The 26,999-nt window shown below is 61.9% G+C and carries 26 protein-coding genes and 1 pseudogene; 11 read left to right on the top strand and 16 right to left on the bottom strand.

Annotated elements, in window-relative coordinates; translation table 11 throughout:
• Nucleotides 1–79: 79 nt before the first annotated feature.
• From gyrB to dnaA, 3 genes are all read right to left on the bottom strand, one after another.
• Nucleotides 80–2,569, bottom strand: coding sequence for a DNA topoisomerase (ATP-hydrolyzing) subunit B (gene gyrB, locus ACP7BZ_RS13070; protein ID WP_426113777.1), 2,490 nt, complete (start codon nt 2,567–2,569; stop codon nt 80–82).
• Between the two features lie 96 nt (nt 2,570–2,665).
• On the bottom strand, nt 2,666–3,772 hold the full coding sequence (dnaN, locus tag ACP7BZ_RS13065; protein WP_426113775.1) for a DNA polymerase III subunit beta: 1,107 nt from the start codon (nt 3,770–3,772) through the stop codon (nt 2,666–2,668).
• Between the two features lie 151 nt (nt 3,773–3,923).
• A complete protein-coding gene (gene dnaA, locus ACP7BZ_RS13060; protein WP_426113773.1) occupies nt 3,924–5,357 on the bottom strand; it encodes a chromosomal replication initiator protein DnaA in 1,434 nt (477 codons plus the stop codon).
• A 423-nt stretch (nt 5,358–5,780) separates the two neighbouring features.
• On the opposite strand from dnaA, the gene rpmH reads away from it, so the two are divergent.
• From rpmH to ACP7BZ_RS13010, 10 genes are all read left to right on the top strand, one after another.
• The gene (gene rpmH, locus ACP7BZ_RS13055; RefSeq protein ID WP_010401996.1) at nt 5,781–5,915 is read left to right on the top strand and encodes a 50S ribosomal protein L34; all 135 of its coding nucleotides are present in this window, start codon (nt 5,781–5,783) and stop codon (nt 5,913–5,915) included.
• Between the two features lie 7 nt (nt 5,916–5,922).
• Nucleotides 5,923–6,357, top strand: coding sequence for a ribonuclease P protein component (gene rnpA / locus ACP7BZ_RS13050; RefSeq protein WP_426113771.1), 435 nt, complete (start codon nt 5,923–5,925; stop codon nt 6,355–6,357).
• Nucleotides 6,354–6,605, top strand: coding sequence for a membrane protein insertion efficiency factor YidD (gene yidD, locus ACP7BZ_RS13045; protein WP_426113769.1), 252 nt, complete (start codon nt 6,354–6,356; stop codon nt 6,603–6,605). The genes rnpA and yidD overlap by 4 nt, the downstream gene beginning before the upstream one ends.
• 45 nt (nt 6,606–6,650) lie before the next feature.
• On the top strand, nt 6,651–8,372 hold the full coding sequence (gene yidC / locus ACP7BZ_RS13040; RefSeq protein ID WP_426113767.1) for a membrane protein insertase YidC: 1,722 nt from the start codon (nt 6,651–6,653) through the stop codon (nt 8,370–8,372).
• Nucleotides 8,373–8,584: 212 nt separating this feature from the next.
• A complete protein-coding gene (locus ACP7BZ_RS13035) occupies nt 8,585–9,106 on the top strand; it encodes a hypothetical protein (RefSeq protein WP_426113765.1) in 522 nt (173 codons plus the stop codon).
• Nucleotides 9,107–9,147: 41 nt separating this feature from the next.
• Nucleotides 9,148–10,527, top strand: coding sequence for a tRNA uridine-5-carboxymethylaminomethyl(34) synthesis GTPase MnmE (gene mnmE, locus ACP7BZ_RS13030; RefSeq protein WP_426113763.1), 1,380 nt, complete (start codon nt 9,148–9,150; stop codon nt 10,525–10,527).
• A gap of 157 nt (nt 10,528–10,684) precedes the next feature.
• The gene (locus tag ACP7BZ_RS13025; protein ID WP_426113761.1) at nt 10,685–11,800 is read left to right on the top strand and encodes a glycosyltransferase family 9 protein; all 1,116 of its coding nucleotides are present in this window, start codon (nt 10,685–10,687) and stop codon (nt 11,798–11,800) included.
• Nucleotides 11,797–12,861, top strand: a complete 1,065-nt coding sequence (locus tag ACP7BZ_RS13020) for a glycosyltransferase family 4 protein (protein WP_426113759.1) — start codon at nt 11,797–11,799, stop codon at nt 12,859–12,861. Before ACP7BZ_RS13025 ends, ACP7BZ_RS13020 begins: the two co-directional genes overlap by 4 nt.
• Nucleotides 12,862–12,945: 84 nt before the next feature.
• Nucleotides 12,946–13,509 carry a DUF1439 domain-containing protein gene (locus ACP7BZ_RS13015; RefSeq protein ID WP_426113757.1) on the top strand — a complete coding sequence of 188 codons (564 nt, stop codon included), beginning with the start codon at nt 12,946–12,948 and terminating at the stop codon, nt 13,507–13,509.
• A 217-nt stretch (nt 13,510–13,726) separates the two neighbouring features.
• Nucleotides 13,727–13,936: a hypothetical protein gene (locus tag ACP7BZ_RS13010; RefSeq protein WP_426113756.1), complete on the top strand. Its 210-nt coding sequence runs from the start codon at nt 13,727–13,729 to the stop codon at nt 13,934–13,936.
• Here ACP7BZ_RS13010 and ACP7BZ_RS13005 read toward each other — a convergent pair.
• Together ACP7BZ_RS13005 and ACP7BZ_RS13000 are read right to left on the bottom strand one after the other, a co-directional pair.
• Nucleotides 13,926–14,588, bottom strand: coding sequence for an Hpt domain-containing protein (locus tag ACP7BZ_RS13005; protein ID WP_426113754.1), 663 nt, complete (start codon nt 14,586–14,588; stop codon nt 13,926–13,928). The genes ACP7BZ_RS13010 and ACP7BZ_RS13005 overlap by 11 nt on opposite strands.
• Nucleotides 14,589–14,612: 24 nt before the next feature.
• Nucleotides 14,613–15,572 carry a CAP domain-containing protein gene (locus ACP7BZ_RS13000; RefSeq protein ID WP_426113752.1) on the bottom strand — a complete coding sequence of 320 codons (960 nt, stop codon included), beginning with the start codon at nt 15,570–15,572 and terminating at the stop codon, nt 14,613–14,615.
• Nucleotides 15,573–15,736: 164 nt separating this feature from the next.
• On the opposite strand from ACP7BZ_RS13000, the gene pssA reads away from it, so the two are divergent.
• The gene (pssA, locus tag ACP7BZ_RS12995) at nt 15,737–16,492 is read left to right on the top strand and encodes a CDP-diacylglycerol--serine O-phosphatidyltransferase (protein WP_426114269.1); all 756 of its coding nucleotides are present in this window, start codon (nt 15,737–15,739) and stop codon (nt 16,490–16,492) included.
• 12 nt (nt 16,493–16,504) lie between these two features.
• On the opposite strand, the gene ACP7BZ_RS12990 is transcribed toward pssA, so the two are convergent.
• The 11 genes and pseudogenes from ACP7BZ_RS12990 to ACP7BZ_RS12940 form a co-directional block, all read right to left on the bottom strand.
• Nucleotides 16,505–16,813, bottom strand: coding sequence for a metal-sensitive transcriptional regulator (locus tag ACP7BZ_RS12990; RefSeq protein WP_426113751.1), 309 nt, complete (start codon nt 16,811–16,813; stop codon nt 16,505–16,507).
• Nucleotides 16,814–16,826: 13 nt separating this feature from the next.
• Complete coding sequence (locus ACP7BZ_RS12985; protein WP_426113749.1) at nt 16,827–17,726, bottom strand: aldo/keto reductase; 900 nt, start codon at nt 17,724–17,726, stop codon at nt 16,827–16,829.
• Nucleotides 17,727–17,787: 61 nt separating this feature from the next.
• Nucleotides 17,788–18,936, bottom strand: coding sequence for a D-alanyl-D-alanine carboxypeptidase family protein (locus tag ACP7BZ_RS12980; RefSeq protein ID WP_426113747.1), 1,149 nt, complete (start codon nt 18,934–18,936; stop codon nt 17,788–17,790).
• Between the two features lie 100 nt (nt 18,937–19,036).
• Complete coding sequence (locus tag ACP7BZ_RS12975; RefSeq protein ID WP_426113745.1) at nt 19,037–19,675, bottom strand: alpha/beta hydrolase; 639 nt, start codon at nt 19,673–19,675, stop codon at nt 19,037–19,039.
• A 34-nt stretch (nt 19,676–19,709) separates the two neighbouring features.
• Nucleotides 19,710–20,072, bottom strand: coding sequence for a (2Fe-2S) ferredoxin domain-containing protein (locus tag ACP7BZ_RS12970; RefSeq protein ID WP_426113743.1), 363 nt, complete (start codon nt 20,070–20,072; stop codon nt 19,710–19,712).
• 19 nt (nt 20,073–20,091) lie between these two features.
• Nucleotides 20,092–21,204, bottom strand: coding sequence for a VanZ family protein (locus ACP7BZ_RS12965; protein ID WP_426114267.1), 1,113 nt, complete (start codon nt 21,202–21,204; stop codon nt 20,092–20,094).
• Nucleotides 21,205–21,287: 83 nt separating this feature from the next.
• The gene (locus ACP7BZ_RS12960) at nt 21,288–21,929 is read right to left on the bottom strand and encodes an ABC-type transport auxiliary lipoprotein family protein (RefSeq protein WP_426113741.1); all 642 of its coding nucleotides are present in this window, start codon (nt 21,927–21,929) and stop codon (nt 21,288–21,290) included.
• A gap of 9 nt (nt 21,930–21,938) precedes the next feature.
• Nucleotides 21,939–22,898, bottom strand: a complete 960-nt coding sequence (locus ACP7BZ_RS12955; RefSeq protein WP_426113739.1) for an MlaD family protein — start codon at nt 22,896–22,898, stop codon at nt 21,939–21,941.
• A gap of 176 nt (nt 22,899–23,074) precedes the next feature.
• Nucleotides 23,075–23,866: pseudogene (locus tag ACP7BZ_RS12950) on the bottom strand (ABC transporter ATP-binding protein); the annotation flags it as partial.
• Nucleotides 23,867–23,916: 50 nt separating this feature from the next.
• Nucleotides 23,917–25,044, bottom strand: coding sequence for an MlaE family ABC transporter permease (locus ACP7BZ_RS12945; RefSeq protein WP_426113738.1), 1,128 nt, complete (start codon nt 25,042–25,044; stop codon nt 23,917–23,919).
• 68 nt (nt 25,045–25,112) lie between these two features.
• On the bottom strand, nt 25,113–26,597 hold the full coding sequence (locus ACP7BZ_RS12940; protein WP_426113736.1) for a DUF4080 domain-containing protein: 1,485 nt from the start codon (nt 26,595–26,597) through the stop codon (nt 25,113–25,115).
• Between the last annotated feature and the right edge of the window lie 402 nt (nt 26,598–26,999).

The raw sequence follows: 26,999 nt of genomic DNA, 5'->3' as shown, positions 1-26,999 counted from the left end.
GCGATCGTGGCGTGTCCATTTATCACTTATTCATGGACGGGCTACAAAACCGCAATTGATGACTCCAGCTACAAAATACTTACACGTCGATATTCCCCGCCCGCAGTGCATTCGATTCAATAAACGCCCTGCGCGGTTCCACATCGTCGCCCATCAGCGTGGTGAAAATCTGGTCCGCTGCAATCGCGTCTTCGATCTGCACTTTCAATAAACGGCGCACTTTCGGGTCCATCGTGGTTTCCCACAACTGTTCCGGATTCATCTCGCCCAGCCCTTTGTAGCGCTGCTTGGTGACGGTGCGTTCGGCTTCGTCGCGCAGCCATTGCATGGCGTGGTGGAAGTCGACGACAGCCGATTCCTTGACGCGCTCGCCTTCGCCACGGCGAATGAACGCGCCTTCGCCAATCAAGCCCTGGAAGGTGGCGGCGGCAGCGGCCAGCACGTTGTAGTCGGCGCTGTCGGTAAAATCGGCATCGATCGAGGTGACTTTGATGTTGCCGTGGTGCATACGCTCGATGCGCAGGCTGTGCTTTTCCGTCAGGTCGTCCGAGCGCACGCTGACCGTGACTGCGCGGTCGGCGATGACGTCCTGCATCGCCGCGGCCGACGCCGTGGCGCCCGCCAGGCTGGTCATGTCGAGCGTGACGCCGGTCATGATGGCGGTCAGCGCGGCGCGGTCGATCATCCGCGTCAGCCGCATCATGATGGCGTTCGACAGGTTGAACTGGCGCACCAGCTCGGCCAGCGCGTCGCCCGTAATCGGATCGGCGCCGTCGCGCGGCATCAAGCTGGCGGTGTTCAATGCCACCGTCATCATGTAGCTCGCTTCTTCGACGTCATCTTTCAGGTAGCGCTCGTCGCGGCCCGCCTTGACCTTGTACAGGGGCGGCTGGGCGATGTACACGTGGCCCCGTTCGACCAGCTGCGGCATTTGCCGGTACAGCAGGGTGAGCAGCAGGGTGCGGATGTGGGCGCCGTCGACGTCGGCATCGGTCATGATGATGATGCGGTGGTAGCGCAGCTTGTCGATATTAAATTCGTCAGGGCCGATCGAGGTGCCGAGGGTGGCAATCAGGGTGGTGATCTGCTCGGACGACAGCATTTTTTCAAAACGCGCCTTCTCGACGTTGAGCACCTTGCCGCGCAGCGGCAAAATGGCCTGGAACTTGCGGTCGCGGCCCTGCTTGGCCGAGCCGCCTGCGGAGTCTCCCTCGACCACGTACAGTTCGCACAGGGCGGGGTCGCGTTCCTGGCAGTCGGCCAGCTTGGACGACAGGCCCATGCCATCCATCACGCCCTTGCGGCGCGTCAGATCGCGCGCTTTGCGGGCCGCTTCGCGCGCACGGGCGGCTTCGACGATCTTGCCGCAAATGATTTTGGCGTCGTTCGGCTTTTCGGCCAGGTAGTCCGACAGCGTTTTGGCGACGATTTCTTCAACCGGGCCGCGCACTTCCGACGACACCAGCTTGTCCTTGGTTTGCGACGAAAATTTTGGTTCCGGCACCTTGACGGACAGCACGCAGGTGAGTCCCTCGCGCATGTCGTCGCCGCTGATTTCAACCTTGGCTTTTTTGGCGAAATCGTGCTCGTCGATGTATTTGTTGATTACCCGCGTCATCGCCGCGCGCAAGCCGGTCAGGTGTGAGCCGCCGTCGCGCTGCGGGATGTTATTGGTAAAGCACAGCACCTGTTCGTTGTAGGCGTCATTCCACTGCATTGACACGTCCACGCTGATATTCGTGTTCTGGTCCGACATGCGGTCGCCGGTGGCCTGGAACACGGTCGGGTGCAGCACCGTCTTGGTCTTGTTGATGTATTCGACGAAGCCGCGGGTGCCGCCTTCGAAGGCAAACAGTTCTTCCTTGCCGGTGCGCTGGTCGGTGAGCTTGATGCTCACGCCATTGTTGAGGAAGGACAGTTCGCGAATGCGCTTGGCCAGAATTTCATAGTGAAATTCGACGTGATTAAAAATGGTTTCGTCGGCCCAGAAATGGACGTCGGTGCCCCGTTTATCGGTTTCGCCAACCACGCGGATGGGAGAGACGGCAATGCCGTCGCGCATTTCGATATCGCGCTCTTGCGGCACGCCGCGCACAAAATCCATCTGGTGCACTTTGCCGTCGCGGCGGATGGTCAGTTTGAGCAGTTTCGACAGCGCGTTCACGCACGACACACCCACCCCGTGCAAACCGCCCGAGACTTTATACGAGTTTTGGTCGAACTTGCCGCCAGCGTGCAATTCGGTCATGACGATTTCTGCTGCCGAACGTTTCGGCTCGTGCTTGTCGTCCATTTTCAGGCCGGTCGGCACGCCGCGGCCGTTATCCGTGATGGAAATCGAATTGTCGGCGTGGATGGTGACGTGGATTTCCGTGCAATGGCCGGCCAGCGATTCATCGATCGAATTGTCGAGCACCTCGAATACCAGGTGGTGCAGGCCGGTGCCGTCGGACGTGTCGCCGATATACATGCCGGGCCGCTTGCGCACCGCTTCCAACCCTTCCAGGATTTGAATCTGTGCTGCGCCGTATTCTTCGGAATTGGGAACTGGTGCGGTGTTTTCGGACATGGACTGCTTTCTCTGGGAACGGTGGTGCTAATTCTGCTGACGCAATGGGTACACTGGGGACCGGCACCTTCGACGCCAGTCCCCCTGCTAAATGCGTTAAATCCGCATCGGCATAACGACGTATTTAAAGTCGGGATTATCCGGAATCGAAATCAGTGCCGACGAATTCGAGTCGCCCAGCGCGATGTTAATCTGGTCGCACTTGAGATTGTTAAGCACGTCGAGCAGGTAAGTGACATTAAAACCGATGTCGACCGATTCACCGCCGTAGTCGATTTCCAGTTCTTCGACCGCTTCTTCCTGGTCGGCATTGGTCGAGCTGATCTTCATGCTGCCCGGGGTGATGATGCAGCGCACGCCCTTGAACTTGTCGCTGGTCATGATCGCGGCCCGCTGCAGCGAGCGCAGCAGTTCATCGCGGCCGATGGTGAAGTCGTTTTTGTAACCCTTCGGGATCACCCGGGTGTAATCGGGAAACTTGCCTTCGACCAGTTTTGAGACCAGTTCGATATCGGCAAAGGTCAGCTTGACCTGGCTGGCCGAGATGTCGAGCTGGACAGTCTCGTCGCTTTCTTCGAGCAGGCGCTGCAGTTCGATAATGGTCTTGCGCGGAATGATCACTTCCTGGCGCGTAAACTCTTCTTCCGTTTCGACCTGGCAGAACGCCAGGCGGTGGCCGTCGGTAGCGACGGCGATCACGTTTTTGCCGTCGAGCACGAGCAGCAGGCCGTTCAGGTAGTAGCGGATGTCTTGCTGGGCCATCGAAAAATGGACCATCTGGAACAGGTGCTTGAGGGTTTTTTGCGGCAGGGTGACGCTGGCGCTGTAAGTGTCGGCGACATTGACGGTCGGGAACTCTTCGGCGGCCAGGGTTTGCAGGGCGAACCGCGATTTGCCGGTCTGCACCGTCAGGCGCTTGTTCAGCAGCGTCATGGTGACGTCGCCCGACTCGGGCAGCGCGCGCAGAATATCGAGCAGCTTGCGGGCGGCAACGGTGGTGCCCGTCACTTCGGCGCCAGAACCGATTTGCGCGTGCGTGGTGATTTGCACTTCGGTGTCGGTCGACAGGAAAGAGACGTTTTCGCCGTCCTTGCGGATGAGGATATTGGCCAGAATCGGCATGGTGTGCCGACGCTCGACAATACCGCTCACGATCTGCAGTGGCCGGAGAAGGGTATCTCGGGTGGTTTTGACCAATTGCATAATAATCCTCGGTAGGTTGATCGATTTAACGGTTAAATGGCGTTGCTTAAGTTGTAACTATTGGGCGATAAACATCCACGCTATTTTGCCAGAAATTGCCCTGAATAACGCTATTTTGCTGGCCGCCCACGCTGCGCGCACCCGCGCCTCCTCAGCCTTTGAGCGTCTGTTCGAGCACGTGCAATTCGTGGTTGCATTCGGCGTTCTTGGTGCGGTCGAGGGCGATCTTGCGTACCGCGTGCAACACCGTGGTGTGATCGCGTCCGCCGAACAGTTCGCCGATTTCCGGCAGACTTTTCTGGGTCAATTCCTTGGCCAGGTACATGGCAATCTGGCGCGGGCGGGCGATATTTGCCGGCCGCCGCTTCGAGTACATGTCGGCCACCTTGATGTTGAAAAAGTCGGCCACCGTCTTTTGGATATTTTCCACCGAAATCTGCCGGTTTTGCACTGACAGCAAGTCCTTCAGTGCTTCCTTGACGACATCGATGGTGATGTCCTTGCCGTGGAAGCGCGAATACGCCAGGATCTTGCGCAAGGCGCCTTCGAGTTCGCGCACGTTCGAACGCAGGTGCTTGGCGACGAAAAAGGCGACGTCGTCGGAAAAATTGACGCCTTCCGAATTGGCTTTCTTGAGCAGAATCGCCACCCGCATTTCCAGCTCGGGCGGCTCGATCGCCACCGTCAGGCCAGAGTCGAAACGTGAGATAAGGCGGTCGTCCATCCCGGTGATTTCCTTGGGATAGGTGTCACTGGTGATGATGATCTGTTTTTTGGCGGCGATCAGCGCTTCAAAGGCGTAGAAAAACTCTTCCTGGGTGCGGCTTTTGCCGCCAAAAAACTGAATATCATCGATCAGCAGCATGTCGAGCGAATGGTAGTAATGCTTGAAGTCGTCGAAGCCCTTGCGCTGATAGGCGGTGACGACGTCGCGTACGTACTGCTCGGCGTGAATATAGCGGATGCGCGCGCCCGGCTGGTCGGCCATCACCTGGTTGCCGATGGCGTGAATCAGGTGGGTTTTACCGAGGCCGACGCCGCCGTAGAAAAACAGCGGGTTGTACGACACGCCCGGATTATTCGCCACCTGGATGGCAGCAGCGCGCGCCAGCTGGTTGGCTTTACCGGTGACGAAACTGTCGAATGTCAGCTCGGTATTGATGCGGCTTTGCTCGCGCCGCGGCGAATTGGCGATATTGTCCTGGGCTGGAAAACTCTGGCCCACTCCCTGACCCTGACCCTGACCCTGACCCTGGCCGATCGGTGCACCGGTGCGCATATCGTTGCCCATGCTGTCGGGCACCGGCGCACTGACCTGCGCCGCCGCTTTTTTCGGCAGCGCGTTTTTTGGGTCGAGCACGAACTGCACCTCGATCGGCGCTTCCCAATATTGCGCCGCCAGCGCGGTGATGCGGGTGGCAAATTGTGTCTTCACCCAGTCGAGCTTGAATCGATTGGGCGCGCCGATGCGCAGCCGGCCGTCTTCGAAGTCGAGGGCGACCAGGGGCTTGATCCAGGCACTAAACTGCTGCGGTGTCAGCTCCAGTTCCAACTGCGCGGAACAGGTCTGCCAAAAATTTTCCATGAATCGTCTTGTGGTAACAGGGGTGTGAAAAGCTCACACGTAACTCGCTATTCTACCTGCGAAGGCCGAAGTTATCCACAGGGGGACGCCGAATTTGTTGAGGCTGCACGTAGCGGCAAGTCACGCTTGCCGGCCCGGCGGTGGCAGGACACCTGTGGCTTAACGGCAAGGCAAGCGGCCGCCAAAATGATGCCAACGTTGACAGCGCAGGGTGATCTGGTGTCTAATTCAGGGTTCCCCGACCGGACTCTGTGTCAGACAGTCGAATTTGGCTGCGTTTGACGTGATTGTGCGACAGCGGGCGAAGAAATATCAGCTTTGGCGTGTCGCTGGCTTAACCCTCTGCGAAATGTCATTTGCGCCCTACACTGACGGGACGTCAGATTCGATTTTGCACTTTATTTAGCTTTAAGCGAGACCACCATGAAACGTACTTACCAACCTTCCGTCGTCCGTCGCAAGCGCACGCACGGCTTCCGTGCACGCATGGCTACCCGTGGCGGTCGCGATGTCCTCAATGCGCGCCGCGCCAAGGGCCGCAAACGCCTGGCTGTATAAGTCTGGCATGACGGGCGAAGGTTCACACGACTTCGCGCGCGTTCGGCGTATCGTTAAAACGGATGAATTTTCATCCGTTTTTCGTTTGCGTCCGGCGCAAAAAACGGCGCATTTCGTTCTCTACACCCGCCCCACCGAGCTGCCTCACGCGCGGCTCGGCGTTGTCGTGGCCAAACGGTTTGCGCCGCGCGCGGTCACCCGCAACACGATCAAGCGCGTCACCCGCGAGCTGTTTCGCCTGACGGCGCTGCCGGCGCTCGACTGTATCGTGCGGCTGGCGAAACCGGTCAACGCCAAAAGCGGACCGGCCACGAATAGTGCGCTCAAGCTGGCCGTGCGCACCGAAATCAGCCGCCTGTTCACTCAGCAGGCGAAGGATTCGGCGCGCCTGGCGCGCTTGTCTGCCAGCGCTGCCGCGGCCGCGCCGCTGCCCGCACCATGAAGCGGCTGCTCGTCATCGCCTTGCGCGCTTACCAGTTGCTGCTCTCGCCGATGCTGGGGCAGCGTTGCCGTTTTTATCCCAGCTGTTCGCACTACGCCATCGAGGCCATCAGCACCCACGGCGCCGCGCGCGGCAGCTGGCTGACCGTGCGGCGCCTCGGCAAATGCCATCCGTGGCACCCGGGCGGCCTCGATCCGGTGCCGCCCAAGTCTGATCCGACGCCGGGCGCCTGCGCTTGCCACCACTGACATTTTCTCCGATTCACCTGACTCTCACTGCTGACAGAAACCTCAATGGAAATCAATAAACGCACCATCATGTGGATCGTGTTCGCCGTCTCGCTGTTCGTTCTGTGGAACGACTGGATGGTGGCGAACGGCGGGCAGTCCTTCTTCAATCCGCGGCCGACGCCGGCCAAGGTGGTCGCTGCCCCTGCTGCCGCCAATGGCAGCGCGGGCAGCGCCCTGCCAGCGCCTGCCGCCGCCGGTGCGCCTGTCGTGCCCGGCGTGCTAGGGGCCGCTGCGACCGCCCAGCGCCAGATCATCACCATCAGCACCGATGTCATCAAGGTCGACATCGATACCGCCGGTGGCGTCGTCCGCCGTCTGGAACTGTTGAAGTACAAGCAGACCGGCCACCCGGGCTGGTTCGGCGGCTGCTTCGGCCTGTTCCAGTGGTGTCAGCCTCTGGTCGACAAGACCAAGAACGAAGTGCTGTTCGATGAAGGCACCAACCACGCTTACCTGGCCCAGACCGGCCTGGTCGGCGCCACCGGGCTGCCCAACCACAACACCATCTTTACCGCCAAGCCAGGCGTGCGCGCCATCGATGGCGGCGATCAGGTGCAACTGGTGCTCGAATCGGAAGCGGGCGGCGTCAAGCTGACCAAGACCTATACCTTCCACAAGGGCTCGTATGTGATCGACCTGCGTCACGACGTTGCCAACGTCGGCGCTGCCGCCGTGACGCCGCAGCTGTACCTGCAATTGCTGCATGACGGTAACAAGCCAGAAGGCGATTCATATTTCAACAGCAGTTTTACCGGTCCGACCCTGTACACGCCGGAAGACAAGTACCAGAAGCTGGACTTTGCCAAGATCGAAAAGAATGGCCACGCTGATCACGCCACCAAGTCGAACAACGGCTGGGTCGCCATCTCGCAACACTTCTTCGTCTCGGCGTTCGTGCCGCAGCCAAACACTGCGCGTGAAATCTACACCAAGAAGGTCGACACCAACCGTTACGCGATTGGTACCGTCAGCCCGCTGGGCACGATGGCGCCCGGCGCGGTGGTCAGCACCACGGCCCAGCTGTACTCGGGTCCGCAGGATGAAACGCTGCTGGAAAAAGTCTCGCCCGGTCTCGACCTGGTCAAGGACTATGGCTTTTTGACCATCATCGCCAAGCCGATTTTCTGGGTCATCAACCAGATCCACAACCTCCTCGGCAACTGGGGCTGGACCATCATCGCCTTCACCATCCTGATCAAGCTGCTGTTCTTCCCGTTGTCGGCAGCTGGCTACAAGAGCATGGCCAAAGTAAAACTGGTGACGCCAAAGATGCAGGCGATCCGCGAGCGTTACAAGAGCGACCCCGCCAAGATGAACCAGGCGACCATGGAGCTGTACAAGGCGGAAAAAATCAATCCGCTGGGTGGCTGCCTGCCGATCCTGGTGCAGATGCCGGTGTTTATCGCCCTGTACTGGGTACTGCAAGCGTCGGTCGAATTCCGCGGCGCGCCGTGGATGGGCTGGATCCAGGACCTGTCGCAGCATGACCCGTACTGCATCCTGCCGGTGCTGTATGCGATCTCGATGTACATCACCACCAAGTTGAACCCGGCGCCGGCCGATCCGATGCAGGCGAAGATGATGCTGTTTATGCCGCTGGCCTTTTCGGTGATGTTCTTCTTTTTCCCGTCCGGCCTGGTGCTGTACTGGGTGGTCAACAACATCCTGTCGATCGGCCAGCAATGGGTGATCACCAAGAAATTTGCGCAGGCCAAGCCGGCGTAAGCTGAGGCGGTTGATGTGATATCAAAGGACTGGTCTGCGGACTGGTCCTTTTTTTTCGCCTGGACAAATTTTAATCAGGTCAATGTTGATATTGAACAACGCGTTGCGTTTTAGCGCTTTCACACTCGGAGCCGGCAGGGGCCAACTTCTTGCACTGACGCATCAATAGAATGCCATCGTCCCGCCACTCACAGCACGTTGGGGGGCCGGCGATGAACGACTTTTTGATGATGTTGATGGCGGTGGTGTTTGTACTGGGCTATCCAGTGCTAATAGCCGCCATGTTTTTAGGACGCAAGCAGGACGGCGATCGCGCCGACGGGGTGTCGCTTCGACAGGAACTGGCCGGCCTGGAGCGACGCCTGATGCGGCTGGAAGTACTGGCAGCGCAGAACGTCGCTGAGGCGCCCACTGCCGGGATGGTGCTGGCAGCCGAACTGTCCGCTCCGCCGCCAGCCGAACCGGCGCTCCAGCAGGCAGCGGTGCCTGCACCAGTAGCCGAACCGGAACCCGAACCTGCGCCCGAGTCGGTAGCGCTGCCTGCACCACCGGCAACTGAACCCGAACCAGTGCCGCAAGCGGTAGCAGCGCCGCCCAGCTGGCGGCAGCGCGCGCGCCCGCAACGTGGTGCTGTGGTCGGTGCTGGTGATCGGGGTGCTGGCGGTGGCGCTGATGGTGCGCCAGCTGCTGCGGCAGATGCCGAAAGGGGCCGACCAGGCGCCATCCTGAAGTAGCAGCCGCAGCAAGCATGGGGAAGGAGGTAAAATCCCTCCCCATGAAACTTGACTCTTCCCCCATCGCCGCCATCGCCACTGCAGCGGGGCGCGGCGGCATCGGCGTGGTACGCGCGTCCGGCAAGGACCTGGCGCCACTGATCGCTGCCCTGTTCCCCGGCGTGGTGTTGCGCCCGCGCCATGCCACCTTTATCGATTTCACCGCCGCTGACGGCAGCGTCATCGACCAGGGCCTGGCCCTGCTGTTCAAGGGCCCCCATTCCTACACCGGTGAAGATGTGCTCGAGCTGCAGGGGCACGGCGGACCGGTGGTGCTGCAAATGTTGCTGGCGCGCGTGCTGCAGGCGGGCGAACCGGCTGGCTTGCGGCTGGCCGAGCCGGGTGAATTCACCCGCCGCGCCTATCTGAACGACAAGCTCGATCTGGCCCAGGCCGAAGCGGTGGCCGATCTGATCGACGCTTCCACCGAGGCGGCCGCGCGCTCTGCCACCCAGTCGCTGTCAGGTGCATTTTCGAAAACCATCCATGTGCTGGTCGAACAGACCATCAATTTGCGCATGCTGGTCGAAGCGACCCTCGATTTTCCTGAAGAAGAAATCGATTTTCTGGAACAATCCGATGCACGCGGCCAGCTGGCCGTGATCGTTGCCTCGCTCGACAAGGTGTTCCAGCAGGCCGCCCAGGGTGCGCTGTTGCGCGAAGGCTTGAATGTGGTGCTGGTAGGGCAGCCCAATGTCGGCAAATCGTCGCTGCTCAATGCGCTCGCCGGCGCCGATATTGCCATCGTCACGCCGATCGCTGGCACGACCCGCGACAAGGTCCGTGAAACCATCCAGATCGAGGGCATTCCGCTGCACATCATCGACACCGCCGGCATCCGCGCGGCCGATGAAGACATCGACCAGGTCGAGCGGATCGGCATCGAGCGCACCTGGGGCGAGGTGGTCAAGGCCGATGTCATCGTGCACCTGCTCGACGCCAGCTACGGCCCCACCGCCGCCGATGAAACCATCGTCGCCGCCTTTCCGCGCGGCGTGCCGGTGCTGCGCATCTGGAACAAGATCGACCTGTCGGGCCATCAGAGTGCGGTCGAGGTGGCGCCGGACGCCGTCAGTGTCTACCTGTCAGCCAACGAACACAGCGGCATCGACCTGCTGCGCGAGCAATTGCTGCGCATCGCCGGCTGGCAGCAGACCGGTGAATCGCTGTACCTGGCCCGCGAACGCCACCTGATCGCCCTGCGTGCTGCACGCGAGCACCTCGACGTGGCCGCCGCCCATGCGGCCCGGAGCGACCAGTCGCTCGATCTGTTTGCCGAAGAATTGCGGCTGGCACAGGCGCAACTGTCATCCATTACGGGAGCGTTCTCGTCGGATGATTTGCTGGGAGTGATTTTTGGTCGCTTTTGCATTGGCAAATGATGGTAGATTGACACGATTTATACCGGTTTTACAAAAATAGTCGGCGCTCGATGGGTTGTCGCACTACAATCGACCGGCCGCGCGCAGATCGCCGATCACAGCGGTGTCCGGCCTGCCAGATCGAGGCGGACGGCTTTCTTTTCGGACGAGTATGAGCATGGCAATCCCCGTATTCTTTTACGGTCTTCTTGGTAAAAATCACAAAGCTGTCGCCGCCAGGCACGCCGCCGCCGATGCCCGGCGCGCGCGCGCGCGCATTTTGATTTGTCGTACCGATAATATCGGCGATGTCGTATTGACGCTGCCGCTGGCCGGCTATCTGAAGCAGCGCTGGCCCGGTGCGACGGTCGATGTGCTGTGCCGCCCGTACGCCGCGCCGGTGGTCGCGCAATGTCGCAATGTCGACCATGTGCTGACGTTTGACAATGACAGCGATGATGCCGCCACCGCGCTGTTCGCCGGCAGCACCTACGATATCGTCATCTTTGCGTTCCCCAACCGCCGGCTGGCCAGGGCGGCCCGCCGCGCCGGTGTGGCCGAGCGGGTCGGCACCAGCCATCGCCTGTTTCACTGGCTTCACTGCAACCGCCTGGCCCATTTCAACCGCTCGCGCTCGCACTTGCATGAAGCGCAGCTGAACTTTGAACTGCTGCGCCCGCTCGGCATCGACTATGCGCCGCCGCTCGCTGCTATTGCCTCCTTGTATGGCTTACAGGCGCCGGCGCTGGCGGCGGCCGCCACCCTGCGCGCCGCTGCCCCGTTCAATCTGATCTTGCATCCCAAATCGAATGGCAATGGCCGCGAGTGGCCGCTCGGTCACTACGAAGCGCTGGCGCGCCAGCTGCAGGCGCTGCCCGGCGTGGCTATCTGGATTACCGGCAGCGCAGCCGAAGGCGCCTTCCTGCGCCAGCAGGCGCCCGCCCTGCTGGCCATGCCGCACGTGCGCGACCTGTGCGGCACGGTCGATCTGGCCGGCTTGACGGCATTCATCGGCGCCGCCGATGGCCTCGTGGCCAGCGGTACCGGTCCCCTGCACGTGGCCGCCGCACTGGGCCGTCCCGCGCTGGGCCTGTTCCCGCCGATTCAGCCGATCGACATTGCCCGCTGGGGCGCGCTGGGCAGCCAGGCGCAGTCGCTGGCCGCGCCCACCCGCTGCGCCAGTTGTACGGGGGCGGGCAGTTGCGCCTGCATGGCCGCCATCAGTGTCGACGCCGTCGCCGCCGTGGTGGTGGGCTGGCGCAGCCGCGCGCTGGCACACGGGGATCGACCATGAAGCCAGCCATGAAGCCGGCGGTGCTGCTGACGCTGGACTCGATGCGGCACGCGAATACCGGCCTGCACAGCTTCGGTCACCGGCTTGGCGGTGAAATCGTCCGCCAGGCGCAGCCTGACATGACGGTCAGCGTCTACACCTACCGGCAGCAGCATGGCGTGCTGGGCGAGGCCGCCGGTTATGTGCGGCATCGCAAATATCATCGCTGGTTTTTTCCCCTGCGAAAACACTTCGAGCTGGTCCATTTCGGCGACCAGTATTGCCGCTTCGGTCCGGCGCGGGTGCATGGCCGCACTATCATGACGGTACACGATTTGAACCAGGTGCACGAGCAGGGCAGCGACCACGTGCGTGTCCGCAAGCACCTCGAGCGCTTGCGCGTCAAAGTGGCCGGGGCCCATCACATTGTGGCGATTTCGCATTTTGTTGCGGCCGACATCGTCCGCTTTTTCCCCGAGGCGCGCGACAAGCTGTCGGTGATTCACAATGGCGCCGACTGGAGCTTGCCGCCGGTGGACCATCGGCCTGCCATCGTGCCCGCGCAGCCGTTTCTGTTCGCCCTCGGCATGCTGTGCACCAAGAAAAATTTTCACGTACTGGTGCCACTGTTGCGCGGCAACCAGCGGCAGCTGCTGATTGCCGGCGTGGTGCAGGAACCGTACAAACAAAAAATCCTGGCCGAGGCCGCCGCCTGGGGGGTGGCCGACCGCGTCATCATCACCGGCCCCGTCAGCGCCGCTGACAAGAACTGGTATTACGCCAACTGCGAAGCGTTTGCCTTTCCCTCGCTGGCCGAGGGTTTCGGCTTGCCGGTGATCGAGGCGATGTACCACGGTAAGCCGGTGTTCCTGTCGACGCTGACATCGCTGCCGGAAGTGGGTGGCGCTGCCGCCTATTATTTTGATGATTTCGAACCCGAGCACATGGCCCAGGTGTTCGAGCGGGGCCTGGCCGATTTTGCCGACGGCGGCGCCGAGCGCGTGCGCCGCCATGCCGCCCAGTTCACCTGGGAACGTGCCGCCGCCGCCTATCTGGCCCTGTACCGCCGCTGCCTGGCGTGACTGAGGTCAGCCGCGTGGCGGCCAGCACGGCCGCAGCACTGATGTGCTAGGCTTTCGCGGTCGCGTCTTATTATGTTCACTGCCATGCCTGCCCTGATCGCCCACCATTGTCGTGTTGCCGCCGTACTGGTTGCGCTGCTGTGCCTGTCCGCCTGCGCCAGCCTGGTCGGCCCGCGCGACGTCAGCATTCCCTTGTCGAAACTGCAGGCGGGCGTCGAACGCCGCTTCCCTTTGCATAACAAGGCGATCGAACTGCTCGACGTACAATTGAGTAATCCCCGCCTGTTCATGCAGGCCGATAGCGATCGGGTCGGCCTGCGCCTCGATGCGCTGGTGGCGCCCCCCTTCATCAAGCAGTCGTGGGGTGCCAGCCTGGCCTTGTCGGGACGGCTATCGATCGACGTCGCCCGTGGCGACGTGTTCCTCAACGATCCCCGCCTCGACCAGCTCAGCGTGGACGGTGCCGATGGCGGCCGCCAGCAGCAGTTCACTGCACTGGTCAATGTGCTGCTCAAACAATCGATGCGCGAGTTACCCGTTTATCACTTTCAGATGGAAGATTTACGCTATGGCGGCGTGCAGTTCGTGCCCACTGCCATCCGCACCAGCGCCGACGCGCTCGTCATTCACGTCGAACCAGTGCGCTAGCATATTGTCGCGTTGTTGGGGCACGGCGACAGCGCGTCGCGGGCCGCCGTTGTTGATTGCGCACCCCGGCTATTCGGCGTAACTTGTGTTGTATCGTATTGCCACTGCTTCAGGAAACGGCCACCTGTCCTGCTTGATGCAAATCATGCCTGCGGTATTTCATTGAAGTAATCTTGCCGTAGAAATTTACGCGGGCCGCCGCTCGAAAGGGGACATTGTGGGAACCGTGCAAGAGAGTGTGACGAAGATCGATGCCACTGCGGCCGACGCCACGCTCGCGCCGCCCACTGTGCCGGTGCGCGCGCGCCAAAGCCTGCCACCGAAGGGATCGTGCTGGTACTGCGAAAAAACGCTCGACAGTGTCAAGCGCTTTTGCAACAAGGCGTGCGCCGACGGCTTCGATGACGAGGCGGCGTTTACTCCTTAGCCAGTCGCACCGGGTCATGTGCCAGCCCGCTGCGGGCGCGGCGCACGCTGGCCAGCGCCGCTTCGAAATCAAACGCGTTTGCCGCCAGCATCACTTCACTGAAGGCAACGCTGCCGATGGCGTTTTTGATCGTCGCTGCGCCGCGCTCAAGCAGGTCGATGGCGGCGCCATCGCCCATATCGAGCAATTGGTCCAGCTGGTCCAGCAGCAGGGTAGCAGCGGCGACGGCCGGCCCTGTTGCCAGCGCTGCCGCCGTTGCCCGCGGCACGCTGGCCACGCCGTCGACCAGTGCGCCGATGGCCAGCAAGACATCGCCCATGGCCTGTTCGAGCAGCAGCAGGTCGCTGCTGGCAGCGGCCGCGCCGTCCGTGCGCAGGCGCTGTTCGAGACGCGCCGCGCAGCCGTGCAGGCGATGGGCGCCGATCATGCCGGCGCTGCCCTTGAGTGTGTGCGCCAGCCGGTGCGCGAGGGCGCTGTCGGCGCTGGCGAGGGCGGCACGAACAGGGCTGGCGCCGGCCGGATGATCATGCTGAAATCGGCGCAGCATGCGCAGATAAAGGGCGCCGTCGCCCAGCACGCGCGCGGTCGCCTCGGCGCTGTCGAGGATGGCCGCGCTGGCGGCGGCCGGGTCGCTGATGTGATCGTGCGGCATTGGTGATGGCAGCGGCCTGTGTTGTTATTTGGTGGTGAATGACCAGCTCAGCGTGACCGGCACGCCATCGGCGCTGCCGCTGAAGGCGACATCATAGACGGTGGCCCCATCAAGCTTGTTCAGTGGAATGATGGCGGCCGCTGACGACGGTGTGTGCGGATCGGTGGCGCTTTGCAGCAGCTTGACCGCCAGCACGCTACCGTTGCGGGGGCGTATCGTAAAGCTGCTCACGGCCAGCGTGGCGCTGATGTCACCCTGGACGCTGACGGGGTAGCCGACCTCATCAACCCCGTCGACTGGATCAGGGGTTTCCTGGTTGCTGAAAAAATTTGCCCGCACCCCGCTCTGCCCGTTAAACGGCCACACCGCCAGGCGGCCGCGGCCCAGCCCCGGGCCATAGCCATTGTTGGCGACGAAGTCGGCAGTGAAATACGTATAGCTGCGCGGCGTGGTGCCGGAGCCGGTACCGATTTCCTTGAACACGGGCTCGAACATGACGAAGCGGTGGTAGATTGCCGTCACCAGTTCTTCCGCCATAAAAAAGCCGGACGGATTGGTGGTGGCGGAAATGACTTCGCCGTACGCAAAATTATTTCGTGTCAATTTAAAACCGGCCGTCGCCAGCCGGGCATCGAGGCCGATGCCGGTAAAGCCGCTCTTGGCCGGATCTTCATCGTGGCTGATCAGATCGTTGATCCGCTGGTAATCCGAGTGACTTTGCGCCGCCTGGGCGACCAGCGCGTTGTCGCTCAGTATCGACAGGCCCAGCTGGCTGCGCCGGTAGTTGATCCAGTTGCGGCCGTCGACGGCGACATTGCCGACACTGACGGGCGCACCTGGATTGGCGGCGCTGTCGGACGTGGTGGAATTGGCGGGTGTCGCCGCCGGCGTGCTGGCGCTGTCGCTAGCGCCGCCGCCGCAGGCGTTGAGCAGGCCGGCGAGCAGCAAGGGCAGGATACGGCGGCAACAGGCGTTGAAAGTCATGATTCGATTGGCGGGTCGGAGTAATCACGATTCTAGGTCATTATTACAATTGAGTGAGGTTTGCTGGCAGCGTGATGGAACTAGCTCCTATTGCCAGCCCCTGTAAAATGGGCCATTCGCAGCCACCACGAGTTCCTATTTTGAAATCTACCCGCCAACAGCGCATGGCGCGCGCCAAGTTTGCCTTGCCCAGCATGGTCACCTTGCTATCGATCGCCTGTGGTTTTGGCAGCATCGTCATTTCGGTCGACAATGCGCCCGTCGGCGATCCGTCGGCCTACCGCATGGCCGCCATCTTGCTGGTGCTGGCCGGGATCTTCGACGCCCTCGACGGCTTCGTGGCGCGGGCCACCAACACCCAGTCCGACTTCGGCATGCAGCTCGATTCGATTGCCGACGTCATGAATTTCGGCTGTGCGCCGGGGCTGTTGTTGTACTGCTACGGATTTGCCCAGTTCGGCCAGGACCACCCCACCTTGCTGCGCGCCGGCGGCATCGCCTGCTTCATCTTTGTCGCTTGCGGCGCCCTGCGGCTGGCCCGCTTCAATGTCAGCGTGGGCCGCACCGATCCGCGCTATTTTGTCGGCATGCCGATTACCGCCGGTGCCGCCTGCGTGGCCGCCGTGGTGGTGGCCTGGCCGGCGCCGCTGACCACCATGCTGCAAGCGTGGCTGGTGATGTTGCTGATGGTCGGGGTCGGTACGCTGATGGTGTCGACCGTGCGCTTTCCCAGCTCCAAGCAGCCGAAAAACAAGTGGCTGTGGCTGGCGCTGGCAATCAACCTGGGCTTGCTGGCATGGTTGCAGACACGATACTTTGTGCTGTTTTTCCTCGTCTATGTGAGCGCCACGCTGCTGTTGAACATCGCCTGGATGCAAGGCTGGACCAAAATCCCGCCGCCGCAAGTGTTTACTGATTAAGCGCGGACCCGCTCAGGCGAACTTGTCGAGCATCGCCGCCAGCTGCTCGGCACTGGTGCGCGCCTGTTCGACGCTGGTGGCATTGGCGCTTTGATTGAGCATGCTGCTGGTGAGCAGTTGCACGAAAGAGCGGTCGAGCGCTTTTCGCGCCGCCGCCATCTGCTGGGCAACGGCGTCGCAATCGTCCGGCAGCGCCGCTAGCGCGATCAGTTTTTGTACGCCCCGCAACTGCCCTTCGATGCGCGCCAGGCGGTTCAACAAATCTTTTTTTTGCGCGCCGCTCAAGGCGCTGCCTTCGACAATTTTAAGGGACTGGTCCATGACGACGGCTCCTTTACGCCACTTCGTGGCCGCGTGCTGCGCGCAGGATGGCGAACCAGTCGGTCCGGCTCAGGGTGAAGGTGGTGCCCCGCATCGCCAGGGCGATGGCATCGAGGCGGCCACTGCCGGTTAGCGGACGCGGTTTGCAAGGCATGCGCAGGATCCAGGCGAATACCACGCTGACAAACGGCTGCTCGAGCCGGTCGGCAATTTCCTGGATGACCGCGCGCAACTGCGTGACGTGGGCATCACTGCCGGTCAACAGGCGCCCGCCCGCCAGCGGCGACCAGATCATCGGCGCCACCTGCAGGTCCTGCAAGCCATCGAAGGTTTCGTCGAACATCGGCGCCACGCACAAGGGAGAGAATTCGACCTGGTTGGTGGCCAGCGACACGCGCCGGTGCAGGCAGTCGAACTGGTGGCGGCTGAAGTTGGACACGCCGACCTGGCGCACCTTGCCCGCCTTGATCAGGCTGCTGAACGCATCGGCAATCTCGTCGAAGTCCATCAGCGGATCGGGGCGGTGGATCAGCAGCATGTCGAGGTAATCGGTATGCAGGTGGCGCAGCGACTGCTCGGCCGAGGCGATGATGTGGGCCGCGCTGGTATCGTAATGCTGGATCGACTGGCCGCGCGCCGGAGCGAGCAGCTTGATGCCGCACTTGCTGACCAGCTGCATGCGCTGGCGCAGGCCCGGCTGCGCCTGCAGGGCGGCGCCGAACAGCGCTTCGACACTGTAGTTGCCGTAGATGTCGGCATGGTCGAAGCTGCTCACGCCGAGCGCCAGACAGCGCTCGATGAAGGTGACGCGCTGGTCCACCGACAGCTGCCATTCGGCCATGCGCCACATGCCGGCGATGATGGGAGACAAGGTTGAGTTGGCCGGCGCGACAGCCGAAGTGGTGGACAGCATGGTGAAGCTCCCGCTCTTTATTTGAACTTTATTTAAATTTTATTTGAACTTTATTTAAACATTATTTAAACATCAAGCGCAGCGAATCCCAGGCGCGGCCAAAGATCGATGCCAGCGGCACTTCTTCGAGAGCCACCACCGGCAGTTCCAAAATCGTTTTGCCGTCCACCGTCATTTTGAGCGTGCCCACCTTGGCATTCAGGGCCAGCGGCGCGACCAGCGGGTCCTTGCGTTCGAGCACCGGTTTCATTTTGCCGGCCACGCCTTTGGGTACCGTCACCAGCACATCATTGGCAAAGCCGATCTTGACGGCTGACTTGGCGCCTTTCCATACTTCCGGCGTCTGGATCGCCTGGCCCCTGGCGTACAGTTTGACGGTATCGAAATTCTGGAAGCCCCAGTTGAGCAGTTTCTGGCTTTCCTGGGTGCGCGCCGAATCGGAGGTGGTGCCCAGCACCACCGAGATCAGGCGGCGCTCGCCCTGGGTGCCGTTGGGACGGTGGGCCGAAGCGATCATGCAAAAGCCGGCGTTTTCCGTATGGCCCGTTTTCATGCCGTCGACGGTGGGATCAAGCCACAGCAGGCGGTTGCGGTTCGGTTGCGTGATCTTGTTATACGTAAAACTCTTGACGGAGTCGATCTTGTAAAACTCGGGAAAATCCTTGATCACGCGCGCGGCCAGGGTCGACAGGTCTTGCGCCGTCGAATAGTTATCCGCGCTGGGCAGGCCGTGCGGATTGGCAAAATGGGAATTTTTCATGCCCATGCGCTGCGCTTCGCGGTTCATCAGTTCGACGAAGGCCCCTTCGTCGCCAGCGACTGCTTCAGCCAGGGCGACGGCCGCATCGTTACCCGACTGCACCATCAAGCCGTACAGCAAGTCGTTGATTTTGACGGGGGTGGCCGGGTCGATGAACATCTTGGAACTGCTGGCGTCGACTTTCCAGGCGCGCACCGAGACATTGACCATCTGGTTGAGGTCGATTTTCTTGTCGCGCAAGGCCTGGAAGGTGACGTAGGCGGTCATGATCTTGGTCAGCGAGGCCGGTTCGATGCGCGCATTCTGGTCTTGCGCGGCAATTACCTGGCCGCTGGTGGAATCGAGCAGGATCCACGACTTGGCAGCGATGGTGGGAGGCGGCAATGTCTGCGCAACGGCCGCGCTCATCAAGGCGAGGCTAGCGGCCAGGGCCGCAAGGAATTTTTTCATGGGAGTCGTCGGTGTGAGGTAAAAAACGCCGGCAATGGGGTTCGGGCATTGCCGTTGAAGAGTGGGGTTAATTATAGACGCTGATGTGACGCGCGACGCGCTAATCACGCCGCCACAGCTGAGTGACCAGGCTCTTGATGTGGCCCAGTTTGCGGTGGAAGAAATGGTCGGCGCCGGGAATGACGATGACGGCGATGTCTTGCGGACGGGCCCAGTCGAACACGTCGGCCAGGGGAATGGTGTCGTCGGTCTCGCCGTGGATCAGGATGGTGTCGGCTGGCACGTCGGCCATCGCCCATTTGCCGGCGGCGGCGCCCACCAGCACCAGTCGCTCGGCGCGCTTGCCGGCGGCCAGCAGGCGCTGATGGAACTGCGATTGCACGAAGGTGCCGAACGAGAATCCAGCCAGGGCAACCGGCAGGCCCGGGTATTTGGCAGTGATGTGGTCGTACATCACTTGCATGTCGTCGGTTTCGCCATTGCCATGGTCATGCACGCCTTCGGACGCGCCCACCCCGCGAAAATTGAAGCGCACCGCCACGTAGCCGAGGCCGACGAAGGTGCGCGCCAGCGCGTGCGCCACCTTGTTGTCCATGGTGCCGCCGTACAGCGGGTGCGGGTGGGCGACCAGGGCGATGCCGCGGGCCGCCGCAAACTGCTCGGTGTCGGGCAGGTCGATCACGCACTCCATGTTGCCGGCGTGGCCGCTGAGGGAGAATCGTTCGGTATGTGAGCTCATGGGATAACTTCTAAACAAGTAACAAGTTGGGGTATCAAATTTTCAGGCGCTCGACGATCTTGCCGCCGACCAGGTGGCTGTCGACGATTTCGTCGATGTCGCTGTTGTCGACATAGGTGTACCAGGTGCCTTCCGGGTAGACCACCAGTACCGGTCCTTCTTCGCAGCGGTCCAGGCAGCCCGCCTGGTTGATACGGATCTGGCCGACGCCGTTCAAGCCCAGTTGCTTGACGCGCGATTTGCAGTGTTTTTGCGCCGCCAGTGCGCCCTGCTCGGCGCAGGACTGGCGGCCATCTTCGCGCGCATTGATGCAGAAGAACACGTGTTTGTTGAAGTACGGTTTGTCGTTGGTGTCGCTCATCAGAGAGTCTTCCTTGTCGGTCACAGCTGCGGGCATCGATGATGCATCATCGCCGCTACTGGCGGTTGAGTTTATGGGATGGCAGCAGCAAATACCAGAGGGCAACGAAGGGCCATAGCAGTGACAGGCATTGGGCCGCGCCATTAAAATTAAGAAATTTGCCCTGTACCCAGCCTTGCAGGGTGGAGACAAAATACGGGTTGGCGGGGATCGAATTGACCACCACCAGGCTCAATAACATCGTCACCATCGCCAGCCGGCGCTGCGCCACCTGCGGCGCAAACGCCAGGCCGGCCACCAGCATGGCGCCGATCAGCAGGCCGCCCTGCGCACCGGGAGTAATCCAGACGTAGGCGTTATCGGGGGTAAATAGCAGGGAACTGGCCAGCGTCTTGACCACCAGCGCGCCGGCCAGCGTCAACAGCATCAGCACCAGCCGCGGCGCGCCCGGGCGCAACAGGCACAGCATGGTGAGCACGGCGCCGGCCATGCCGCAGGCGGTGACGATGGTCTCCGACAGCCAGTACTGTTCGACCGTCATGGCCGCACCCGGGTGCAGCAGGGCTACCAGGTCGATATCGCGTTCGAGCCAGTCGGACAGCCATTCGGAAATGATGGGCAGCACCTGGCCATTGCCGAACAGGTAGTTTTGCGGGTACACCTGGGCCAGCGGCCACAAGGCCACCAGCACCAGGCCCTGGCTGGCGTGGTGGGCAAACCAGGCTTCGCGAATCTGCAGCATGCGGCTGTGATTGAGGTATTTGCGGGCGCCGACGGTGCCGATCAGGGCGCCGATGAAGCAGCCCGCCGAATTGGTCAGAAAGTCGAGGTTCGATGGCACCCGGCTGGGCAAATAAGTCTGCACCGCTTCCATGCTGCCCGATACCAGCAGGCCAATCACGGTGGTGGCCAGCACCGCCCACAGGCCGCGCAGGCGCGGATTGAGCGAAGCGACCAGCAGCATGCCGAGCGGGATGTAGCCGACCACGTTGACACCGACGTCGAACACCGTCCAGTAGCGCGGCGGCACCAGCGTCAGATAGGCCAGTGGCGACAGCCCGGTGCTGCGCCAGCCGCTGAAGGGAAACCAGCTGGCGTAGACAATCAGCAGCAGATAGGCGAGCAGCGCCGCGCGGGCGATCGGCGAGCCCTTGCGACGTTCGCGCATGGCCGGCGCCGGCGCTGATGTCGCAGCGCTGGCACCGCTGTCATGCGCGCCCAGCGGATCGTCGAGCGTGTCCATTGCAGGCATCAGCGCGCTGGCAGCTGCGCGCTTCCCAGCCAGACGATCAGGTCGGCGGCCACGGCGTCGGTGGCTGCCGCCAGCGCGCGCGCGCCGCCGCCGGCGTCGGCAGTGGGCGCCGCCACCTTGCGGGTAAAGGTGCGCTGGTCGGCCAGCATGCGGCCCTGGAACAGCGATGCCCGCAGCACCACTTCGCCATAGCTGGCGCTGGTGCTGTCGAAGGTGTGGGTGAAATCATCGAGGTCGATGCGCAGCAGCGGCACGCCGGTGGAGGCATCGGTGGCCGACAGCACTTTCACGCCAGCCTGGCCGATGCGCGACTTGAAGCGCTGGGTCAGCAGCTGCAGCGGGGTGGTCGACCAGCGGCTGTTGGCGTACGGGCGCGCCTGCAGGGGATCGGCATAATTGAGGCGATAGTACATGCGTTCGCTGTCGAAGGCGGAGTTGCCGGTGACGTCGGTGATGACCAGCGCTGGCATGGCGGTGGCCGCCGCCGAGCTCACCATGGGGCGCACGGGCGAGCCGAAATCGTAGGTGACGGCGGCGGGCGCCTTGCTGCCGGCGGCACAGCCAGCCAGTACCAGGGCCGCGACGACAGCGGCAGCGCTAGCGGTGTTGCGCAGGACAGTAGAAACAGAGAAGGTAGGCATCGATGCTCCTTATTTGGTCGGGGCGACGAAACCGGCTTCGCCTGGTCCCGGCGTGGCCGGTGAATTGCCGAAGATGAGACCTTGCGGGCGGTCCGACAGCGCGTTGGCGGTGCGCTTGACGGCGCGCAGCGAAGTGCGCGCCTCGTCCGTCATCGACACCACGTGCGGCAGCGTCTCGAGCGTGAGGTCGCTGGTGACATCCTGCAGATTGCCACCCACCTTGTCGATGGTGGTGGTCAGCTTGCCGAGCGGGCCGTCTGCCGCTTGCAGCGAGGTGGCCAGGCGGTCGATATTGTTGGTCATGCGGGTGGCGCTGCCGGACAGTTCGCTGAACGCGGCCAGGCTCTGTTCGGCCTTGGCGGTCAGTTGCGGAATGCGCTGCAGTGCGGGCTCGAGCTGCTTCGGCAAATCGGCGTAGGCGTCGGCCGTTTTGCCCACCTTGTCGAAGGCGCCGATGATGATTTTCTGGTTGGCGTCGCTCATCAGGCTGTTGATCTTGGTGGTGATCTGATCGGTTTTTTCGAGGATCACCAGGCCGCGTTTTTCCAGCTGATCGAGCAGACCCTGGCGCAAGGGCAGCGCCGCCAGATGAGCCTTGCTGCTTTTGAGCAGGGGTGAGCCGGTCTTTTCATCGTCGAGCTGAATGAAGGCGATCCCCGTCACGCCCTGGTAGCCGAGGGTGGCGTAGGTGGTGGTGGTGACGGGCGTTTCGGTATCGACCGACAGGTTCAGGACGATCTGGCCGGCCACCGCCGGATTGAAATGGATGTCGTCAACGCGCCCCACTTCGAGGCCGCGGTAGCGCACCGATGCCTGCGGATTGAGGCCGGGAATCGACTCGGTGGTGGCGATCACGTAGGGCACCCGCTCGGTGCGGTCGCGGTTGAACCACATGCCGGCCAATATCGCTGCAATGAGCAGGAAGATGGTGAAAAAGCCCGTCATCAGGGCGTGCGATCGGTTTTCCATAATTAGGTCCTTGGTGCGTGCTTGAGCGGGGCATCTGGCTGGCCGGGCTGCTCTGGCGCAGGGTGGTCGTGTGCGCGCTGCTGGTCATGCTGGTCGTGCTGTTCCTGCCGCTCGAGCTGCTGCTGCTGGTAGGCCTGCTCCAGTTGTTGGTGCTCTTGCTCGTAGTGCTTGAGTTCTTCGTCATGCTCGTCGAGCACTTCGAGGGCACGCCGGCCGCGCGCACCGAGGAAAAACTGTTTGATGAAGGGATGGTCGACCGCCAGCACATCGCGGGTCGGTCCGATGGCGATCACGTGTTTCTCTGCCAGCACGGCGATGCGGGTCGACAGCGCGAACAGGGTGTCGAGATCGTGCGTCACCATCACCACCGTCAGGCCCAGCTCGCGGTGCAGCGACTGGATCAGGGTGACGAAGGCATCCGACAGATCGGGGTCGAGGCCGGCTGTCGGCTCATCGAGAAACAGCAACTGCGGCTCGAGCGCCAGCGCGCGCGCCAGCGAAGCGCGCTTGATCATGCCACCGGAGAGGTCGGCCGGCATCTTGAAGGCGTGCTCGATACCGAGGCCCACCATGTTCATTTTGAGCAGCACGGCGTCGTAGATGACGTCTTCCGGCAGCGCGCGCAGCTCGCGCATGGGCTGGGCGATATTGTCGAACACCGTTAGCGCTGAATACAGGGCGCCCTGCTGGAACAGCATGCCCCAGTGGTTGCGCATGCGCCGCAGCTGGTCGGCATCGGCCGCGCTGATGTCTTCGCCAAACACTTTTACGGTGCCGTGCGAAGGACGCTCGAGGCCCAGCATCTGCCTTAATAACACCGTCTTGCCGGTGCCGGAACCGCCGACGATGGAGAGGATTTCGCCCGAATAAATTTCCAGGTTGAGGTCCTGGTGTACCACGGTTTTACCGAATTTGGTCCACAGGCCATCGATTTCCACCAGTGGCGGGCCGACCTCGGTGGCCGGCATCTTGGTCAGGCGCGGCGGCGCGCGCTCGGCTTTCAGGTCGTCGGCGGCCATCAAAACCCCACGCCGTTAAAGATGATGGCAAAGACGGCGTCGGCCAGAATGACCACGGTGATGGCGGTGACCACCGAGGTGGTGGTGCCGACGCCGAGGCTTTCGGTATTGGGCTTGATGCGCAAACCGAAGTGGCACGACACCAGCGCGATCAGGGTGCCGAACACGCAGCCTTTTAACAGGCCGATCGAATAATTCGCCAGCGGCACCGCGTCGGGCAACTTTTGAATGAAATAGCGCGCCGACAGCCCCAGTTCGATCTTCGCCGAGATCATGCCGCCGATCAGCGCCATGGCATCGGTCCAGACCACGATCAGCGGCATCGAGATGGCCAGTGCCAGCACCTTCGGCATGATCAGGCGATAGCCGTGCGAAATCCCCATCACCAGCATGGCGTCGAGTTCCTCGGTAACCCGCATCACGCCCAGCTGGGCGGTGATGGAGGAGCCCGAGCGGCCGGCCACCAGGATGGCCGCCAGCAGCGGACCGAGTTCGCGGATCACGCTCATGCCCAGAATATTGACGAGGTACATATCGCCGCCGAACATGCGCAACTGCTGCGCCGACAGATAGGACAGCACGATGCCGATCAGAAAACCCACCAGCGCCGTGATGCCCAGCGCCTGAAAGCCGGCGTGATAGATATTCGCCGACACTTCGCGCCATGGGCCGCTGAGCGGGTGACGCACAAAGCGGCCGATGTCTTGCACCACCTGGCCGATGAGCTTGATAAACCCGCCCATGTGTTCGAAGAAGCGCAGGATCGTCAGGCCCAGCTTCATCACCACGCCGGTGCGGCTGGCGCGCGCCGGCGCGGTGACCTTGCTCGATTCCTCGATGCGCTTGAACAGCTCTTCCTGGCGCGGCGCCAGGATCAGATCGGCAGGCCGTTTCTTGCCCCAGGCATTCCAGAACAGTTGGGCGCCGATATGGTCGATGCTGATCACCTGCGACAGGTCCCAGGTGCGCGGCGCGTCTTTTAAGGCGGCCAGCTGTGTGCCGAGCGCTTTGATGGTGCTGCGTTCGCCGAGCGCGTGCACCTGCCAGATGCCGCCGGCGACGATGGCGTCAGTGGTGCCGGCGTCGCTTGCATGGGTGTCGAGGGTTGGCGCGTTTTCAATTGGCATTACGCCAGTGTAAAAGACTTTGGGCGCATCTGCTATACCTGTTCTGTAGCGTGCAGCAGGGGCCAGTCTCAGGCTGCCAGGTGACGCGCCTGGCGCTGGGGCGCTGCCGCCGCCGTTGTTGTGGCCCTGGTGGTATCGAGTTTGCCGGCGCAATCGCTGCGCACCAGGGCAACAGCGTCCTCGTGTGCCATCCCCTGCAGCTCGAGAAAACGCCTCACCAGTGCCGCCAGGCGGTCGAGCGCGATGCGGTGGGTGGCATCGGTCTGTCCATACATCCAGTCGCTAAAGGCCATGAAGTTTTCAAACGGCGCATCGGCCAGCAGGGCCACGATGGTGTGGGTAAAGCGGCCTGAATTGGCCACCAGGTCCCAGTAGCGGGCAAAGCGCACCAGGCGCAGCATGGTGCCAAAGTCGATCAGACTGGTGGCCAGGATGGTGTACGGCGGGTAGGGATCGAACACCATGCCGAACGGCTCGGTGTGGCGGATGATGGGGGTACCGCGCAGGCGCTTGAGGATGCCGAACTGGATTTCATGGGGTTGCAAGGCCACCAGCTGATCAAAGCCGCGCGCAAAACTGGCGACGTCTTCGCCCGGCAGGCCGGCGATCAGGTCGACGTGCAGGTGAGCGTGCGAATGCTCGCACAGCCAGCGGATGTTTTCGGCGGCCTTGGCATTGTCCTGGCGCCGGCTGACCAGCGCCTGCACCGCCGGATTAAAACTCTGGATGCCGATTTCGAACTGCAGCGCACCGGGCGGGAATTGGGCGATGCCTTCCTTCAATGCATCGGGCAGATGGTCGGGTACCAGCTCGAAGTGGGCGTAGACGGGATCGTCCGGATTGGCTGCCAGCTTATCGAGGAAGAACTGCATGATCTTCAGGCTGGTCTTGATGTTCAGGTTGAAGGTGCGGTCGACGAACTTGAACAGCCGCGCACCGCGCGCATGCAGTGCTTCCATTTCGGCGAGAAAAGCGTCGAGGGCGAACGGCCACGCCGTCTTGTCCAGCGCCGACAGGCAAAACTCGCATTTAAAAGGGCAGCCACGCGAAGCTTCCACATAAATGGTGCGGTGGGCGATATCGTGGTCCGAGTATAAAGCGTAAGGCAGCTGCAGTTCGGCCAGCGGCGGCTGCACACCCGCATGGACCTTCATCAGCGGCTGCGGCCCGGCCAGGATTTGCCGGCACAAGTCGGTAAAAGTCACTTCCCCCCAGCCGGTGACGACGTAGTCGGCCAGCCGGACGATTTCCTGGCCGCTTGTTTCATGCGACACCTCGGGCCCGCCCAGCACCACCGTGACGCCAGGGGCGACGCGCTTGAGCATCGCCACCACCCTGGTGGTCTCTTCGACGTTCCATATATAGACACCAAGGCCGATGATGCGCGGCTGATGGGCCAGCAGGCGTTCGACCAGTTCCGTGGTCTTGGCGCCGATGACAAATTCCGCGATGCGCGTCTGCGCCGTCAGCTCCGCCATGTTCGCCAGCAGATAGCGCAGACCCAGCGAGGCATGGGTGTAGCGGGCATTCAGGGTGGAAAGAATAATTGTCATGAGAGGCAGAGGGCGGCGGTGAGGGTTGTCATTCTACCTGCCCGGCCCAAGTTGGTTCGAATTACAGCTGGCGGCCCTTGCAGGCTGGCCGCGTCTTTGCTATAGTTCGCCTCCCGGTAAAAAGCTGCAACGAATCAACATGTTGCGGATGATTCATCGGGTACTGCCTGAACAGCAGGATGTTTTAAAAGGCTTGACAGTGCAGGACTTATCCTACATAATATGCCCTCTCTGCTGCAACGAACACAACGCTTCGCACCGCGCAGAATCAGTACCGAATAAAGTTCTTTAACAATTAACAGTCGATAAGTGTGGGCGTTTGATGAAAGTGCCAGTGACTTCGGTCACTGCATACTTAAATTATCAAATGTTCACAAAGAAGAAAAATAGGCGCTATGAAAA

Source organism: Massilia sp. PWRC2 (assembly GCF_049896725.1).
GTDB lineage: Bacteria > Pseudomonadota > Gammaproteobacteria > Burkholderiales > Burkholderiaceae_D > JAFCUW01.
This window is presented reverse-complemented; position numbering and strand designations above follow the sequence as displayed.

Bases quoted from the DNA above. Each gene is read 5' to 3' on its own strand.
- gyrB (WP_426113777.1), bottom strand. From the start codon at position 2,569: ATGTCCGAAAACACCGCACCAGTTCCCAATTCCGAAGAATACGGCGCA.
- dnaN (WP_426113775.1), bottom strand. From the start codon at position 3,772: ATGCAATTGGTCAAAACCACCCGAGATACCCTTCTCCGGCCACTGCAG.
- dnaA (WP_426113773.1), bottom strand. From the start codon at position 5,357: ATGGAAAATTTTTGGCAGACCTGTTCCGCGCAGTTGGAACTGGAGCTG.
- rpmH (WP_010401996.1), top strand. From the start codon at position 5,781: ATGAAACGTACTTACCAACCTTCCGTCGTCCGTCGCAAGCGCACGCAC.
- rnpA (WP_426113771.1), top strand. From the start codon at position 5,923: ATGACGGGCGAAGGTTCACACGACTTCGCGCGCGTTCGGCGTATCGTT.
- yidD (WP_426113769.1), top strand. From the start codon at position 6,354: ATGAAGCGGCTGCTCGTCATCGCCTTGCGCGCTTACCAGTTGCTGCTC.
- yidC (WP_426113767.1), top strand. From the start codon at position 6,651: ATGGAAATCAATAAACGCACCATCATGTGGATCGTGTTCGCCGTCTCG.
- ACP7BZ_RS13035 (WP_426113765.1), top strand. From the start codon at position 8,585: ATGAACGACTTTTTGATGATGTTGATGGCGGTGGTGTTTGTACTGGGC.
- mnmE (WP_426113763.1), top strand. From the start codon at position 9,148: ATGAAACTTGACTCTTCCCCCATCGCCGCCATCGCCACTGCAGCGGGG.
- ACP7BZ_RS13025 (WP_426113761.1), top strand. From the start codon at position 10,685: ATGGCAATCCCCGTATTCTTTTACGGTCTTCTTGGTAAAAATCACAAA.
- ACP7BZ_RS13020 (WP_426113759.1), top strand. From the start codon at position 11,797: ATGAAGCCAGCCATGAAGCCGGCGGTGCTGCTGACGCTGGACTCGATG.
- ACP7BZ_RS13015 (WP_426113757.1), top strand. From the start codon at position 12,946: ATGCCTGCCCTGATCGCCCACCATTGTCGTGTTGCCGCCGTACTGGTT.
- ACP7BZ_RS13005 (WP_426113754.1), bottom strand. From the start codon at position 14,588: ATGCCGCACGATCACATCAGCGACCCGGCCGCCGCCAGCGCGGCCATC.
- ACP7BZ_RS13000 (WP_426113752.1), bottom strand. From the start codon at position 15,572: ATGACTTTCAACGCCTGTTGCCGCCGTATCCTGCCCTTGCTGCTCGCC.
- pssA (WP_426114269.1), top strand. From the start codon at position 15,737: ATGGCGCGCGCCAAGTTTGCCTTGCCCAGCATGGTCACCTTGCTATCG.
- ACP7BZ_RS12990 (WP_426113751.1), bottom strand. From the start codon at position 16,813: ATGGACCAGTCCCTTAAAATTGTCGAAGGCAGCGCCTTGAGCGGCGCG.
- ACP7BZ_RS12985 (WP_426113749.1), bottom strand. From the start codon at position 17,726: ATGCTGTCCACCACTTCGGCTGTCGCGCCGGCCAACTCAACCTTGTCT.
- ACP7BZ_RS12980 (WP_426113747.1), bottom strand. From the start codon at position 18,936: ATGAAAAAATTCCTTGCGGCCCTGGCCGCTAGCCTCGCCTTGATGAGC.
- ACP7BZ_RS12975 (WP_426113745.1), bottom strand. From the start codon at position 19,675: ATGAGCTCACATACCGAACGATTCTCCCTCAGCGGCCACGCCGGCAAC.
- ACP7BZ_RS12970 (WP_426113743.1), bottom strand. From the start codon at position 20,072: ATGCCCGCAGCTGTGACCGACAAGGAAGACTCTCTGATGAGCGACACC.
- ACP7BZ_RS12965 (WP_426114267.1), bottom strand. From the start codon at position 21,204: ATGCGCGAACGTCGCAAGGGCTCGCCGATCGCCCGCGCGGCGCTGCTC.
- ACP7BZ_RS12960 (WP_426113741.1), bottom strand. From the start codon at position 21,929: ATGCCTACCTTCTCTGTTTCTACTGTCCTGCGCAACACCGCTAGCGCT.
- ACP7BZ_RS12955 (WP_426113739.1), bottom strand. From the start codon at position 22,898: ATGGAAAACCGATCGCACGCCCTGATGACGGGCTTTTTCACCATCTTC.
- ACP7BZ_RS12945 (WP_426113738.1), bottom strand. From the start codon at position 25,044: ATGCCAATTGAAAACGCGCCAACCCTCGACACCCATGCAAGCGACGCC.
- ACP7BZ_RS12940 (WP_426113736.1), bottom strand. From the start codon at position 26,597: ATGACAATTATTCTTTCCACCCTGAATGCCCGCTACACCCATGCCTCG.